Here is a 15,201-nt window from a genome sequence, read left to right on the forward strand (position 1 = left end):
TCGTCCGCACAGCGATCACTTCGGAGGGACACCGATGGCGGAACCCGGAACCGGCGGGCCGCTCGACGGCGTACTCGTCGCCGACTTCTCCCGGATCCTGGCCGGGCCGTACGCGACGATGCTGCTGGCGGACATGGGCGCCGACGTCATCAAGGTCGAGGGACCGGCGGGCGACGACACCCGCACCTGGACCCCGCCCGAGCGCGACGGCGAGGCCACCTACTACCTCGGCATCAACCGGGGGAAGCGGTCGATCGCGCTCGACCTGCGCGACCCCGGCGACCTCGCCGCGGCCCGCGAGCTCGCCCGCCGCGCCGACGTCGTCATCGAGAACCTGCGGCCCGGCGGGATGGCCCGCTTCGGGCTGGACTACGAGGCCGTCGCCGCCGACAACCCCGGTGTGGTCTACGCCTCGATCTCCGGGTTCGGCTCCGGCGCGGGCGCGCACGTCCCCGGCTACGACCTCATGGTGCAGGCGATGTCCGGGCTGATGAGCCTCACCGGCGGCCCGGACGGGCCGCCGTACCGCGCGGGCATCTCGGTGTTCGACGTGATGGCCGGCAACCACGCCGCGATCGGCGTCCTCGCCGCGCTGCGCCACCGCGACCGCACCGGCGCCGGTCAGCACGTCGAGGTCAACCTGCTGTCCTCCGCGCTGACCGGGCTGGTCAACCACAGCTCCGCCTGGGTCGCCGGCGGGACGGTGCCCTACCGGATGGGCAACGCCCACCCCTCGGTGTTCCCCTACGAGCCGATGCCCACCGCCGACGACGACCTGATCGTCGCCGCGGGCAACGACGCCCAGTTCCGCAAGCTCTGCGGCGTGCTCGAGGTCCCCGCCCTCGCCGACGACCCGCGCTTCGCCCGCAACGCCGACCGCACGGTCAACCGGGAGGAGCTGCGCCCGCTGCTGGTCGAGCGGCTCGCGACGAAGGGTGCCGTCGAGTGGTTCGAGCTGCTCACCGCCGCCGGCGTGCCCTCCGGGCCGATCCAGACCATCGACGGCGGGTTCGCGATGGCCGAGCGCTTCGGGCTCGACCCCGTCGTCACCGTCGGGGAGGGCGACCGCGCGGTGCCCACCACCCGGCACCCGGTCCGGTTCTCCGCCACCCCGGCCGTCTACCGGCTCCCCCCGCCGCGGCTCGACGAGCACGGCGCCGACCTGAGGAAGTGGCTCGACTCATGACCTACCCGACCGCCCTGGGTGCCTCGACGAAGGACACCATCACCCTGCTCGGCCACGACCTCGCCGACGACGTCATGGGCTCGGTCGGGTTCGGCGAGCTCGCGTTCTGGCTGGCCACCCAGCGCCGGCCCACCCCCGGCGAGACCCGGGTGTTCGAGGCGGTGCTGGCCGCGCTGGCCGACCACGGGTTCACCCCGACCGCGATCGTCACCCGGCTCACCCACCTGTCCGCGCCGGACTCGGTGCAGGGCGCGCTCGCCGCCGGGCTGCTCGGGGGCGGGTCGCGCTTCCTCGGCGTCACCGAGGACTGCGGCCGCTTCCTGCACGACCACCTGCCCGCCGAGCGCCCGACCACCGACGACGGCTGGGACGCCGTCGCGCTGGAGATCGTCACCGCCCAGCGGGCGGCGAAGCGGTTCGTGCCGGGCCTGGGCCACCACGTCCACAAGGACGGCGACCCCCGCACCCCGCGGCTGTTCGCGATCGCCGCCGAGGAGGGCCTGCTCGGCGACCACCTGAGCCTGTTCGCCGCGATCGGCCGGGTGCATTCGCAGGTTCTCGGCCGCACCCTGCCGCTCAACGGCGCCGGGGTCTGCGGCGCCGCGCTCGCCGACCTCGGGCTGCCGCTGGAGCTGCTGCGCGGCTTCGCCCTGCTCGCCCGCACCGCGGGCCTGATCGGCCAGCTCGCCGAGGAGCTGCGCCACCCCGTCGCGAACGACATCTTCCTGTCGGTGGACCTGCACAACCGGTCCGTCGACCCCGACCCGTACGAGCCCGAGGGAGACCTGCGATGACGCAGCCCACCACCGTCACCGAGGACACGATCACCGACGCCGCCGTCGCGCGCTGGGCGACCGCGCACGACCCGCGCACCGCCGAGCTGATGACCGCCCTGGTGCGGCACCTGCACGACTTCGCCCGCGAGACCCGCCTCACCGAGGACGAGTGGATGGCCGCGGTGCGCTGGCTGACCGCCACCGGGCAGATCTCCGACGACAAGCGCGAGGAGTTCATCCTGGCCTCCGACGTGCTCGGGCTGTCGATGCTCGTCGTCCAGCAGAACCACCGGCTCGACCCGGCCGCGACCCCGGCGACGGTGCTCGGCCCGTTCCACATCGACGGCTCCCCGGAGAAGGCCTCCGGCGAGGACATGTCCGACGGGCTGCCCGGCGACCCGCTGTTCGTGCACGGCAGCGTCCGCGCGCTCGACGGCACCCCGGTGACCGGAGCCGTCCTCGACGTCTGGCAGTCCGACGCCGACGGCACCTACGAGGCCCAGCTCGACGTCGACGAGGCCCGGCTGCGCGCGAAGTACACCACCGGCGACGACGGCGGCTACTGCCTGCGCACCATCGCCCCGCTCGGTTACGCGATCCCGATGGACGGCCCCGTCGGCGACCTCGTCTCGCGCACCGACATCAGCCCGATGCGGCCCGCGCACATCCACTTCCTGCTGGCCGTGCCCGGCTACGAGCCGCTGATCACCCACCTGTTCCGGGAGGGCACCGAGTTCCTCGACTCCGACGTCGTGTTCGGGGTCAAGCGCGAGCTCGTCGTCGGCTTCACCCGCCGCGAGCCCGGCCCCACGCCGGACGGCGGGCACAGCGAGGTCCCCTGGTACGAGGCCCGCTACGACTTCGTGCTCCAGCCCGCCGGCTAGGTCGCCGGACCGGACTCAGCGCCGGCCGACGACCAGCGCGGCCAGCCCGGTCGTCACCGGGACGGCGGCGACCAGCCCGATGCTGCCCACCAGGGTCCGCACGATCTCGGTCGCCACGTCCTGGCTGGTGAGCACCTGGGTCACGCCGCCCGCCGCCACCGTGAACAGCAGCAGCAGCGGGAGCGCGGCGCCGGCGTAGGCCAGCACCAGGGTGTTCACCGCGGACGCGACGTGGTCGCGCCCGATCCGCATCCCGGCCGCGAACAGCTCGCGCACCCCCAGCTCGGGGTTCGCCGCGCCCAGTTCCCACACCGCGGAGGCCTGGGTGACGGTGACGTCGTCGAGCGCCCCGAGCGCGCCGATCACCAGCCCGGCCAGCACCAGGCCGCGCGGGTCGATCGGCACGCCGGGGCCGAGCGTGCCGATCAGGGTGGCGGTGGTGTCGTCGAGCCCGGTGAGCCGCGAGGTGACGGTGAACAGGTAGCCGAGCACCCCGATCAGGGCGAGCGAGGCCAGCGTGCCGAGCACCGCGCACGAGGTCCGCGCGGTGAACCCGTGGGTCAGGTACAGCACCACGAACATGATCAGGCAGGCGCCGGTGACGGCGACCGCGAGCGGGGAGCCGCCGGACAGGATCGCCGGCAGCACGAACCACAGCAGGATGACGAAGCTCAGCGCCAGGCTGACCAGCGCCGCGAACCCGCGCAGCCGCCCCAGTACGACGACGGCCAGTGCGAACGCCGCCGCCAGCCACCCCAGCGGGGCGCCGCGCTGGAAGTCCACGAGCTGGTAGGAGCCCGCGTCGTCGGGGTTCGCGCCCGACCAGGACAGCGTGACCGGGTCGTCCACCGCGAACCGCGGCGTCGACGGCTCGTTCGGCACCAGCTGCACCAGGTCCCGTCCGGCGCGCGGTCCGTCGGACAGTGCGACCGTCACCCCGGTGCAGCGACGGTCCCCGGCGCCGGGGGAGCAGTCCGCGACCTGCACCGCGGTGACGGTGCCGTGCACCTGCTGGGTGGGCGGGATCTCCGGGACCGGGGTCGCGCCCGGCCAGAGCAGGGCCACCCCGGCGAGCGTCGCGAGCGCGCACGGCACGAGCAGCGCGACCAGCAGCCTGCGCACCCGTCGCCCGGCGGGGGAGGCGGCGCCATGTCCGTGTCCGTGGCCGTGTCCCTGTGGGTGCCCCTGCCCGTGTCCCCGGCGGGGGTCGGGCGGGGCCGCCGGGCCGGGTGCCGCGCCGAGGTCGGCCTGGCCGGGGCAGTCGCCCCAGCCGCCCGGGTGCCCGGGGTGGGGGATCGGACCGGTCTCGGTGCCGTCGGCGGGGTCCGCCGCCGCGCCGCCCGCCGGTGCGGGCCCGGGGCGGTTCTCCACGGGGGCCGGACGGCGCGGGGAGGGTGCCTGACGTGCCCGGTGTCGCGCCGGTTCGCCAGCCGGGAGCCGGTGCCCGCCCGAGGCGCCCGGGGGCCGGTCCTCGGCGCGCCGCCGCCCACCCGTCCGCGGGGCGGCGGGCCGCCCGCCGTCGGGGGCGGACGGGTCGCGCGGGACGGGCGGGGGCGGGGGCACGTCCGCATCCTTGCAAACGATCTTCGCCTGGCGGGGTGCCGTTCGCCCGGACGCGACCGCCCGGCGACGACCGGTTGTCCGATGTTCGAACTTGTGTTCGACTGGAGCGGTGCGATGGGACGGACAGCAGGTCGGGGCGGACGGTGTCGGGAACGCGACGGCGCTGCCGGGGATGCGGGGGTTGCTGCGCTCGGTGCGCACGCCCGGGTTCGCGGACACGGTGTTCCACGAGGTCGAGGCGCGCTCGGTGCTGAACCGGGTGCCGTCGTCGTCGCCGGTGCCGTTCGGCTGGACGGTCAACCCCTACCGCGGCTGCTCGCACGCCTGCACCTACTGCCTCGTCCCGGACACCCCGGTGCTCACCGCCGACGGCCGGTCGCGGCCCATCGGGGAGCTGCGCCCGGGGGACGAGGTGGTCGGCACCGTCACCGACGGCGGCGGGCGGCGCCGCTTCGTCCGGACCCCGGTGCTCGCGCGCTGGTCGACGCGGCGCCGTGCCCAGGAGGTGACCCTCGACGACGGCACGCGGCTCGTCACCTCCGCCGAGCACCGCTTCCTCACCACCTCCGGCTGGGCGCACGTGCGCCCGGGGCGTTGCCGGTCCTCGGCGGACCGGCCGCACCTGAGCCCGGGGACGGCGCTGGTCGGGCCCGGTGCGGCCGCGGTCCCGGGCGGGCCCCGGCCCGACGGGTACGCCGAGGGCTGGCTCTGCGGGCTGGTCCGGGCCGACGCGGTGCGCGGCCGGGTGCGGGCCGAGCCGTTCCCGACCGGCTGGGTCGAGCTGGAGGCGCTCGCCCGCGCCCACCACCTGCTGACCGCACGGCCGGTGCCTGTGGCCGCCGGGATGCTCGCGGCACCCGCGCCGTCGCCGACGGCCTGGCCGCAGCGGCCCGCCCGCGGCTGGTCGGCCGGGTTCGTCGGCGGGATCGTCGACGCCTGCGGTGAGGTCTCCGCCGGGGTGCTGCGGATCGTGCCCGGCGACGAGGAGCTCGCCCGCGCCTGCGTCGACGCGCTGCGCCGGCTCGGGTTCCGGGTGGCCTCGGAGCCGTCGGCCCGGCCCGGGGTGCGGGCGCTGCGGGTGCTGGGCGGGGTCGCCGAGCAGCTGCGGCTGGTCGCGGTGACCGACCCGGCCGTGGCCCGGGTGCGCGACGTCGGCGGTGCCCGCGTCGAGGAGCCGCCCGGGGGAGCGCCGCGGGTGGTGGCGGTCCGCGACACCGGCACCCTCCGCCCGATGGTCGACATCACCACCGGCACGGGGGACTTCGTCGCCGCCGGGGTGGTCAGCCACAACTGCTTCGCCCGCAACACCCACACCTACCTCGACCTCGACGCGGGCGCGGACTTCGACTCCCAGATCGTGGTCAAGGTGAACGTCGCGCGGGTGCTGGAGCGGGAGCTGGCCCGGCCGTCGTGGCGGCGCGAGCACGTCGCGATGGGCACCAACACCGACCCCTACCAGCGGGCGGAGGGCCGCTACCGGCTGATGCCCGGGGTGATCACCGCGCTGGCCCGCTCCGGCACGCCGTTCTCCATCCTCACCAAGGGCACCGTGCTGGGCCGGGACCTTCCGCTGCTCGCGGCCGCGAACGCCGACGTCCGCGTCGGCACCGGGGTGTCGATCGCGCTGCTGGACCGGGAGCTGCAGTCGCACCTGGAGCCGGGCACCCCGAGCCCGCGGGCCCGCCTCGACCTGGTCCGCCGGATCACCGACGCCGGCCTGCCCTGCGGGGTCATGGTGGCCCCGGTGCTGCCGTGGCTGACCGACTCCACCGAGGCGCTCGACGCCCTGCTGGGCGAGATCGCCGCCGCCGGGGCGAGCCGGGCCACGGTGCTCGCGCTGCACCTGCGTCCCGGGACCCGGGAGTGGTTCCTGGCCTGGCTGGGGCGGACCCACCCCGCGCTGTTGCCGCGCTACGAGCGGCTCTACCGCGGCGGGGCCTACGCCACCCGGGACTACCGCGGGGCTCTGGCCCGGCGGGTCGCCCCGCTGCTGGCCCGGCACGGCCTGGACCGGCCCGAACCGAACCCGCGCGACCCGGGGTGGACCCGGCAGCCGGTCGCGGCGCCGCGGGCGGCGGAGCCCGGCGACGGGCAGCTGAGCCTGCTGTGAGAACCCGCCGGAAACCTGGTGGCAGGCGGCCCGGGGGGTGCCGATAGCCTTGACCGCCGTGATGCGAACCCATCCCGTCGGCACGCTGCGTGCCGAGAACGCCGGCCAGACCGTGACCCTCGCCGGATGGGTGGCCCGCCGCCGCGATCACGGTGGCGTGATCTTCATCGACCTGCGGGACCGCTCCGGATCGGCCCAGGTCGTGTTCCGCGAGGGCGAGATGGCCGAGCGGGCCCACCGGCTGCGCTCCGAGTTCTGCATCCAGGTCGTCGGCGAGGTCGTCCGCCGGCCCGCGGGCAACGAGAACTCCGACCTGCCGACCGGCGACATCGAGGTCACGGTCACCGAGCTGACCGTGCTGTCGGAGTCCGCGCCGCTGCCGTTCCCGATCGACGAGCACACCGGCGTCGGCGAGGAGATCCGGCTCTCCCACCGCTACCTGGACCTGCGCCGTTCCGGGCCCGCCGCGGCGATGAAGCTGCGCAGCGACGTGAACAAGGCCGCCCGCGACGTGCTCGCCGCCGAGGACTTCATCGAGGTCGAGACGCCGACCCTGACCCGGTCCACCCCGGAGGGTGCGCGCGACTTCGTCGTCCCGGCCCGGCTGCGCCCCGGCTCCTGGTACGCGCTGCCGCAGAGCCCGCAGCTGTTCAAGCAGCTGCTGATGGTCGGCGGGCTGGAGCGGTACTACCAGATCGCGCGCTGCTACCGCGACGAGGACTTCCGCGCCGACCGCCAGCCGGAGTTCACCCAGCTCGACATCGAGATGAGCTTCGTCGAGCAGGACGACGTCATCGCACTCGCCGAGAAGGTCCTCACCGCGCTGTGGCGCCTCGTCGGGTACGAGATCGAGGCCCCGATCCGCCGGATGCCCTACGCCGAGGCGATGGCCCGCTACGGCTCGGACAAGCCCGACCTGCGCTTCGACATCGAGCTCACCGAGCTCACGTCGTACTTCGCGGGCACCGGGTTCCGGGTCTTCCAGAACCCCTACGTCGGCGCCGTCGTCATGCCGGGCGGGGCGTCGCAGCCCCGCAAGGTGCTCGACGGCTGGCAGGAGTGGGCCAAGCAGCGCGGCGCCCGCGGCCTGGCCTACGTGCTGATCGGTGAGGACGGCCAGGTCGACGAGCGCGGCCCCGTCGTCAAGAACCTGTCCGAGGCCGAGCGGTCCGGGCTGGCCGAGGCCGTCGGCGCGAACCCCGGCGACTGCATCTTCTTCGCCGCCGGCAAGCCCGCCGAGGCCCGCGCGCTGCTCGGTGCGGCCCGGGGCGAGATCGCGCGGCGGACCGGTGTGATCGACGAGTCGGCCTGGTCGTTCGTCTGGATCGTCGACGCGCCGCTGTTCGAGTCGGCCGCCGACACCGACGACGTCGCCGTCGGCGGCGGTGCGTGGACCGCGCTGCACCACGCGTTCACCTCGCCGACCCCGGAGTGGATCGACACCTTCGAGAAGGACCCGGGCAACGCCCTGGCCTACGCCTACGACATCGTCTGCAACGGCAACGAGATCGGCGGCGGCTCGATCCGTATCCACTCGGCCGACGTGCAGAAGCGCGTCTTCGAGATCATGGGCCTGTCCGCGGAGGAGGCGCAGGAGAAGTTCGGCTTCCTGCTCGACGCCTTCTCGTTCGGCCCGCCGCCGCACGGCGGGATCGCGTTCGGCTGGGACCGGATCACCGCGCTGCTCGCCGGCGTCGACTCGATCCGCGAGGTCATCGCGTTCCCGAAGACCGGTGGCGGGTTCGACCCGCTGACCCAGGCCCCCGCGCCGATCACCGCCGCCCAGCGCAAGGAGGCGGGCGTCGACGCGAAGCCCGAGCGCACCCCGGAGAAGCCCGGCCCGGCCGCGTAGGTGCTGCACCTGCGGGTGGTCTGCCCACCCGGGCGGACGGTCGAGGTCCGCAGCGTCCTCGACGCCGAACCCGGGGTGGCCCACCTGGTGGTCCACCCCGGGGTGGCGGTGCACCCGGCCGGTGACCTGGTCGAGGCCGACGTCGCCCGGGAGTGCGCCGACGACCTGCTGGGCCGGCTCGCCGACCTCGGCGTCGACCACGACGGCGGCATCACCCTCGAACAGCTCGACACGGTGCTGTCCGACCGGGCCGACGCCGCCGAGGAGGCCGCGCCGGGGGACGGGGCCGACGCCGTCGTCTGGGACGAGCTGATCCAGCGCACCGGTGAGGAGTCGCGGCTGTCCGCGACGTTCCTGACCTTCCTCACCATCGCCTGCCTGCTCGCCGCCGTCGGCGCGGTCACCGACTCACCGGTCACGGTGGTCGGGGCGATGGTGCTGGGCCCGGAGTTCGGCCCGATGGCGGCGATGGCGATCGGGCTGGTGCTGCGCCGCCGCGACCTGGTCTCGCGCGGTGCGCTCGCGCTCGCCGCCGGGTTCCCGCTGGCGATGGCCGTCACCGCCGTCGCGACCCTGGTGTTCGACCTGCTCGGCTGGTTGTCCTCCGCCGGGCTCGACGGTCTCGAGCAGATGGACTTCATCTACGAGGTGGGGCCGTTCTCGCTGGTCGTCGCCGTGCTCGCCGGGGCGGCCGGGATGCTGTCGCTGACCTCGGCGCGCTCGTCGGCGCTGGTCGGGGTGTTCATCTCGGTGACGACCGTCCCGGCCGCCGCCTACGCCTCGGTCGCGGTGATCGAGGGACGCTGGAGCGAGGCGGCACAGTCGGTGCTGCAGCTGGGGGTCAACCTGGTGGGCGCCATCGGTGCGGCGGCCGCGGTGCTGGTGCTGGCCCGTCGCGGATCCCGTCGTCGGGGCGCGGACCGCGCGCTCTCCGAAGGGTAGGGTCCCCTTCGATGACCGATCCGCAGTCGACTCCCGGCGCGGTCGCGGCGGTGGCCGGGGCCGCGCGGTTGCTGTCGCGGCGGGCGGGCTCGGAGGTCGAGCTGTTCGAGCCCGAGGACCTCGGCGGCAGCGGCCGCTCCGTCGTCGCCCGGGCCCGGATGGCGAAGAACCCGTTCTCCGACCGGCGCAGCGTCGTCGTGAAGCACTACGCGCCGCCCGAGGACGGCGCGGACCTGGCGTCGGACCCGTTCCGCTACGAGGTCGCGTCCTGCCAGCTGTTCACCGCGCTGCCCAGCGACGTCCGGCCCAGCCCGGTGATCATCGCGCACGACCCGCTGCAGCGGCTGCTCGTCCTGGAGGACCTCGGCCGCAGCCTGACCCTGGCCGACAAGCTGTTCGGCCCGGACGCCCAGGCCGCCCGGACCTGCCTGCTCGGCTGGGCCCGCGGCCTGGGCCGGATGCAGGCCGCGACCGCCGGGCGGGAGGGTGACTTCGGGGCGCTGCTGCGCCGGCTGGGGGAGAAGGCGCGCCGGGACCCGGTCGCCGACCAGGCCCGTGCCGCGCTGGCCGGTCTGCCGGAGCTGCTGGCCGGGATCCTCGGCGTCGAGGTGCCGGAGATGGCGTTGTTCGAGGCCCAGGGCGGGGTGCGCCTGCTCGGCGGCACCGGGTTCCGCGCGTTCAGCCCGTCCGACACCTGCCCGGACAACAACCTGGTCACCAGCCGCGGGGTGCGGTTCGTCGACTTCGAGTGGGGCTGCTTCCGCGACGTCGTCCTCGACGCCGCCTACGTGCGGGTGCCGTTCCCCGGCTGCTCGTCGAGCTTCGCCCTGCCCGACGCCGTCGCCGACGCCATGCTCGACGCCTGGCGGGCCGAGGTCGCGCCGGTGTGGCCCGAGCTGGACGACCCCGAGCTGCTGGAGTCGCGCCTCGCCGACGCCCAGGTGCTGTGGGTGTGGTGGTCGACCTGGCAGCTGCTGCCGCGGGTGCCCGAGCGCGACGGCCCGATCGGTCCCGACGCCGGCCGGTCCCCGCGGATCTCCACGGCGCTGCGGCACTACTGGCGGGGCCTCGGCGTCACAGCGGAGGCGACCGCCCGGCCCGGCACGGCCGCGCTGGCCGAGGCCGTGGTGACCGCGCTCGACACCCGTTTCCCGGACGCGTCGTCGACGCTGCCGCTGTTCCCCGCCTTCCGCGGCGGCGAGTGGTAGGGGCCCGCCCCGAGAGTTCCCACGGCGGTACGGGACCCGTCACCGGTTGCACACGGAAACGGTGGCTGCGGCGGTGATCGTGTCGGCGTGTCCCCGATGACCGCGCGTCCGTCCGTCGTCGATCCGGTCCTCCGCCCCGTCCGTCCCGTCGCCGTACCGCGCGCGACCGGGCGGCCCGTCCGGCACCTCGTGCTGCTGGGCGACTCCACCGCCGTCGGGCTGGGTGACCCCCTGCCCGGCGGTGGCTGGCGCGGGTTCGGCCCGTTGCTGCGCGACGCCCTCGACGATCCCGCCCACCCCGGCTCGGTCCGGCTGGACAACCACGCCCGGACCGGGGCGCGGATGGCCGACGCCCGGCACGGGCAGGTGCCCGCGGCCGCGGCGTCGGGGCCCGACGTCGTCGTGCTGTGCGCCGGGATGAACGACACCCTGCGCTCGGACTTCGACCCGGCCGCGATCCGGCGGGACTGCGCCGAGTCGCTGGAGCTGCTGCTGCGGGCCGGTGCGACCGTGCTGCTGCTCCGTTTCCACGACCACACCCGCGTCTGGCCGCTGCCGGGGCTGTTGCAGCGGGCGCTCGCCACCCGGATCGCCGCCCTGAACGGGGCCGTCGACGGGGCGGTGGCCGACGCCGTCGCTGCGACGAGGCGGTCCGCCGTCGGGATCCTCGACCTCGACACCGCCGGCAGCTACGACCCGGCGGCGTGGAGCGTGGACCGGTTGCACCCGTCCGAGCTGGGGCACCGGTTGCTCGCGCGTGGTTTCGCCAGGCTGCTCGGCGCCGCCGGGTTCGCGGTGCCGGGGGAGATCGGGCTCGACGCCGCCGGTGGGCGGGAGGTGACGGCCTGGCAGCGGGGGGCGTGGCTGGTGGTGCAGGGGGTGCCGTGGCTCGTGCGGCGGTCCCGGGACCTCGGGCCGGTGATGGTGCGGGGGCTCGTGGAGGGGGCGCGGGCGCGGAAGGTGCCCGCCTGATCCCGCCGACCCGGTCGCGGTCGACCACTCCGGCGCGGGGCGTGCCCGCGGTGGTCGGGCCCGACGCGGTCGACGGAGCCGGGGAACGGGCGTGGGGTGTGCGAGTTCCACCACCACGTCCGCGAACTACCCGGCCGGCACATCGCCCGGGTGCGGCCCGGTCACAGGCGTCGCAGGAAGTTCCCGATCCGCTCCACGGCCTGCTCCAGCTGCGGCAGCGCCGTCGCGTACGAGCAGCGGATGTGCCCCTCGCCGGAGGGCCCGAACACGCTGCCCGGGACGACCGCGACCGACTCCTCCCGCAGCAGCCGCTCGGCGAAGGTCTCCGAGTCCAGTCCGGAGGCGCGGATCGAGGGGAACGCGTAGAACGCGCCCGCCGGCTCCGGGCAGTCCAGCCCGGCCTCGCGCAGCCCCTTCACGAACACCCGGCGGCGACGGTCGTAGTCGGCCACCATCTCCGCGACGTCGCCCTCCGCGCTGGTCAGCGCCTCCACGGCGGCGATCTGCGAGATGTGCGGCGCGCACAGCATCGTGTACTGGTGCACCCGCAGGCACAGCTCCGCGATCGGCTCCGGCGCGGCGAGCCAGCCGACCCGCCACCCCGTCATCGCCTGGGCCTTGGAGAACCCGCCCAGGACCACCGTCCGCTCCCGGGCACCCGGGACCGCGCCCAGGCAGGTGTGGGCGCCGGTGTAGGTGAGGCGGTCGTAGATCTCGTCGGAGAGCAGGTACAGGTCGTGCCGCTCGGCCAGCGCGACGAGCTCGCGCAGCACCTCGGGCGGCTGCACCGCGCCGGTCGGGTTGGCCGGCGAGCCGATCAGGATCGCCTTCGTCCGCGGCGTCACCGCGGCCTCGACCGCGGCGATATCGATGGCGAACCCGTCCTCGGCGCGGGTCGGCACCCCGACCGGCACCCCACCGGCGAACGCCACGCACGGCTGGTAGGCGACGTAGCAGGGCTCCGGGACGATGACCTCCTCGCCCGGGTTCAGCAGCACCCGGAACGCCAGGTCGAGCCCCTCGGACACCCCGGTCGTCACCAGGCACTCGGTGGCGGGGTCGTAGTGGGCGTCGTAGCGCGACGCCAGGTCCGCGCACACCAGCTCACGCAGCTTCGGCAGGCCCGCGTTGCCGGTGTAGGTGGTGTAGCCGCGCTCCAGGGCGTAGATCCCGGCCTCGCGGATCCGCCACGGCGTCACGAAGTCGGGTTCACCGACACCGAGGGAGATGACGTCGTCCATCTCGGCGGCGATGTCGAAGAACCGCCGGATCCCCGACGGCGGGATCGCCGAGATCGTCGCGTTGAGCGCTTTCACGGGGTCACCGGCAGCCGGTGGTCGGGCTCCGGCTCGGCGAAGGAGTCGCCGTCACGCTTGTGCGTGGCCAGCACGAAGTGCGTGGCGGTCGAACGGACCCGGTCGATTGTGGACAGCTTCTGGGACACGAAGTCGCTGACCGCGCGGATGTCCGGGCCGACGACCGTGCAGCGCAGGTCGTGCCCACCGGAGACGAGGTAGCAGTCGCGGACCTCGTCGAAGCGGGAGATGCGGGCGGCGACGTCGTCGAACCCGACCCCGCGGGCCGGGGCCACCGACACGTCGATGAACGCCGTCACCTGCGCCCCGGCGCGGCCCGCGCCGGAGTGGCCGTTGCCGCCGTCCTCGTACCGGGCCCAGTCCACGACGGCCTTGTGCCTGCGGATCACCCCGGAGCGTTCCCACTCCGCGATCCGGGCGTCGACCTCGTCCCGGGGCAGACCCAGCATGGTGGCGACGGTGTCGTGGCTCAACGACGCGTCACGTTCGAGCAACTCGAGGATCTCGCGCACGGCGTGACCCTACGACGATCGCCCGTCGCCGCTCCGCGGGCCGGGCGGGTCGGTGCCGGCCCGCCCCGTCCGACCGGTCAGGCCGCGTGCGGCAGCGGGGCCGCGACGACCGGCGCGACACCGCCGCGGGCCGGGTCGAGCAGCCCGCACTCGAGGTCGACGAGGTGGGCGCGCGTGCACGGACCGCACACGTACACCGTGCCGGTCGGGCCGTGGTGGCTGCTCCAGACGAGTCCGCGGACGTCCGCGGGGGTGCGCGGACGGGAGCAGAGCGGGCATCTCGGGATCGTGTCCATGCCCCGTGAGCGTGCACGGGCTCTGTTGCGGGCCGGTGACACCGCGCGTCCGCGGCGTTGCGTTCCGGCGACGATCCGGGGTCGGTGACGATCACGCTGCGTACGCATCGGTCACGAATCGGGGGCGAGCCGGTGAATTCGGCACCGCCGCACCCCGCCCGCAACTAGGGTCCGCGCGCATGAGCAGCAACGAACCGCCGCGGGGCGAGGACCCGCAGGCCGGTCCCGGGGGAGCCGCGACGCCCGGTGGCGCCCAGGAGCCCGGGCAGGCGGCCGGGAGCGGGGGCCAGCCGGGCACGCCGTATCCCGGCGGGCAGCAGGCCGGGCAGGAGGACGCCGCCACCGGCGCGCAGGAGCCGGGACAGTACGGCGCCGCCGCCCCGTCCCAGCACGGCCAGGACCCCGGGCAGCCGCAGTACGGCCAGGACCCCGGACAGCAGTACGGCCGGCCGTACGCGCAGGACCCCGGCCAGCAGTACGGCCAGCAGTACGGCCCGCAGCACGGTCAGCAGTACGGCCAGGCCCCGTACGGGCAGGACCCGGGGCAGCAGTACCCCGGCCAGCCCTACGGACAGCAGCAGTACCCCGGCCAGTACCCCGGCGCGGGCCAGTACGGCGGCCAGCAGCAGTACGGGGCCCAGTACCCCGGCCAGTACCCCGGGGCCGGGCAGCAGTACCCCGGCCAGTACCCGACCGGCCAGCAGTACGGCGGCCAGTACCCGCAGGGCGGCTACGGCCAGCCCGCCTACCCCTCCGGCGGCGCCCCGCCCAGCGGCACCTCCCCGGACCCGCTGGTGCCGTTCTCCTTCGGCGACTGGTTCTCGAAGATCGTCGGCGTGCTGCAGCGCAGCTGGAAGCCGCTGCTGATCATCAACCTGATCGTGCTGATCCCGACCGCGGTCCTCAGCGGCATCAGCTACCTCCTCGGGGGGAGCACGACGTCGTCGTTCGACCCCGTCGACCTCGACCTCAGCACCGGGTTCGTGGCGAGCCTCGGCCTGACCACCCTGCTCCTGACCGTGATCGCGATCGTGCTGTCCGCGCTCGGCTACGCGGCGTCGGTGTTCGTCGTCGTGCGCGACGCGGCCCAGCGCCCCTGGAGCCAGGACCAGGTCATCGCGTTCGCGAAGAACCGCGCGCTCCCGGTGATCGGCTGGTCGCTGCTGGCCGGGCTGCTGGTGGTCATCGGCTTCTTCCTGCTGATCATCCCGGCCATCTACCTGGGCGTGGTGTTCACCGGCGCGCTGATCGGGGTCGTCGTGATCGAGCGGGCCGGGATCGGCCGCACGTTCACGCTGGTCAACCCCCGGTTCTTCCCCGTGTTCGGCCGGCTCGTGGTCTTCTTCCTGATCGCGATCGTGTACTCGCTGGTGATCTCGCTGGTCGTCGTCGCGCCGCTGACGTACCTCAGCCCCGTCCTGGGGCAGGTCGTGGGGACCCTGCTGCAGCTGCCGGTGCAGATCGCCGGCGTCGCCGCAATGATCGTCACCTACGCCGAGTGCCGCTTCCACGAGCACAACCCGGTGCACACCCCCGTCCTGGCCGACGAGATCGACCGCGCCTGAGCCGCCCGTCCCCCCCGGG

13 protein-coding genes are annotated in these 15,201 nt (G+C 74.9%); 9 read left to right on the forward strand and 4 right to left on the reverse strand.

The genetic code is table 11. The features are described from left to right. The first annotated feature begins 34 nt into the window (after positions 1-34). Genes KPL60_RS04210 through KPL60_RS04220 form a run of 3 tightly spaced genes read left to right on the forward strand, consistent with a single transcriptional unit; the run spans position 35 to position 2,846 of the window. The gene (locus tag KPL60_RS04210; RefSeq protein ID WP_226357362.1) at positions 35-1,186 is read left to right on the forward strand and encodes a CaiB/BaiF CoA-transferase family protein; all 1,152 of its coding nucleotides are present in this window, start codon (positions 35-37) and stop codon (positions 1,184-1,186) included. Continuing rightward, the gene (locus KPL60_RS04215) at positions 1,183-1,980 is read left to right on the forward strand and encodes a citryl-CoA lyase (RefSeq protein ID WP_226357361.1); all 798 of its coding nucleotides are present in this window, start codon (positions 1,183-1,185) and stop codon (positions 1,978-1,980) included. The genes KPL60_RS04210 and KPL60_RS04215 overlap by 4 nt, the downstream gene beginning before the upstream one ends. Next, a complete protein-coding gene (locus KPL60_RS04220; RefSeq protein ID WP_226364972.1) occupies positions 1,977-2,846 on the forward strand; it encodes a dioxygenase in 870 nt (289 codons plus the stop codon). The genes KPL60_RS04215 and KPL60_RS04220 overlap by 4 nt, the downstream gene beginning before the upstream one ends. Before the next feature lie 15 nt (positions 2,847-2,861). Here the strand turns inward: KPL60_RS04220 and KPL60_RS04225 are convergent, their stop codons facing one another. Then, positions 2,862-4,217: a YibE/F family protein gene (locus KPL60_RS04225; protein ID WP_226364973.1), complete on the reverse strand. Its 1,356-nt coding sequence runs from the start codon at positions 4,215-4,217 to the stop codon at positions 2,862-2,864. Positions 4,218-4,518: 301 nt separating this feature from the next. On the opposite strand from KPL60_RS04225, the gene KPL60_RS04230 reads away from it, so the two are divergent. The 5 genes from KPL60_RS04230 to KPL60_RS04250 all read left to right on the forward strand — a co-directional run bounded on the left by KPL60_RS04230 (position 4,519) and on the right by KPL60_RS04250 (position 11,493). Beyond that, positions 4,519-6,519, forward strand: coding sequence for an intein-containing Rv2578c family radical SAM protein (locus tag KPL60_RS04230; protein ID WP_226364974.1), 2,001 nt, complete (start codon positions 4,519-4,521; stop codon positions 6,517-6,519). Positions 6,520-6,577: 58 nt separating this feature from the next. Next, positions 6,578-8,371, forward strand: a complete 1,794-nt coding sequence (gene aspS, locus KPL60_RS04235; protein ID WP_226364975.1) for an aspartate--tRNA ligase — start codon at positions 6,578-6,580, stop codon at positions 8,369-8,371. Then, positions 8,372-9,313 (forward strand): DUF389 domain-containing protein, encoded by a 942-nt coding sequence (locus KPL60_RS04240; protein ID WP_226357356.1) that lies wholly within the window; start codon positions 8,372-8,374, stop codon positions 9,311-9,313. Positions 9,314-9,324: 11 nt separating this feature from the next. Further along, a complete protein-coding gene (locus tag KPL60_RS04245; RefSeq protein WP_226364976.1) occupies positions 9,325-10,521 on the forward strand; it encodes a hypothetical protein in 1,197 nt (398 codons plus the stop codon). 96 nt (positions 10,522-10,617) lie between these two features. Continuing rightward, entirely contained in the window at positions 10,618-11,493 is an 876-nt protein-coding gene (locus tag KPL60_RS04250) for a GDSL-type esterase/lipase family protein (protein WP_226364977.1), read from the forward strand. A 161-nt stretch (positions 11,494-11,654) separates the two neighbouring features. Here the strand turns inward: KPL60_RS04250 and KPL60_RS04255 are convergent, their stop codons facing one another. The 3 genes from KPL60_RS04255 to KPL60_RS04265 form a co-directional block, all read right to left on the reverse strand. Further along, positions 11,655-12,809 carry an aminotransferase class I/II-fold pyridoxal phosphate-dependent enzyme gene (locus tag KPL60_RS04255; protein ID WP_100877600.1) on the reverse strand — a complete coding sequence of 385 codons (1,155 nt, stop codon included), beginning with the start codon at positions 12,807-12,809 and terminating at the stop codon, positions 11,655-11,657. Further along, positions 12,806-13,321 carry an Lrp/AsnC family transcriptional regulator gene (locus KPL60_RS04260; RefSeq protein ID WP_073574671.1) on the reverse strand — a complete coding sequence of 172 codons (516 nt, stop codon included), beginning with the start codon at positions 13,319-13,321 and terminating at the stop codon, positions 12,806-12,808. The genes KPL60_RS04255 and KPL60_RS04260 overlap by 4 nt, the downstream gene beginning before the upstream one ends. A 77-nt stretch (positions 13,322-13,398) precedes the next feature. Continuing rightward, positions 13,399-13,617, reverse strand: coding sequence for a hypothetical protein (locus KPL60_RS04265; protein ID WP_226364978.1), 219 nt, complete (start codon positions 13,615-13,617; stop codon positions 13,399-13,401). Positions 13,618-13,796: 179 nt separating this feature from the next. Here KPL60_RS04265 and KPL60_RS04270 point away from each other — a divergent pair, with 179 nt between their 5' ends. After that, entirely contained in the window at positions 13,797-15,182 is a 1,386-nt protein-coding gene (locus KPL60_RS04270; protein ID WP_226366082.1) for a hypothetical protein, read from the forward strand. Positions 15,183-15,201: the final 19 nt, after the last annotated feature.

Origin of the sequence: Pseudonocardia sp. ICBG162 (assembly GCF_020496225.1) — a bacterium.
Classification (GTDB): domain Bacteria; phylum Actinomycetota; class Actinomycetes; order Mycobacteriales; family Pseudonocardiaceae; genus Pseudonocardia; species Pseudonocardia alni.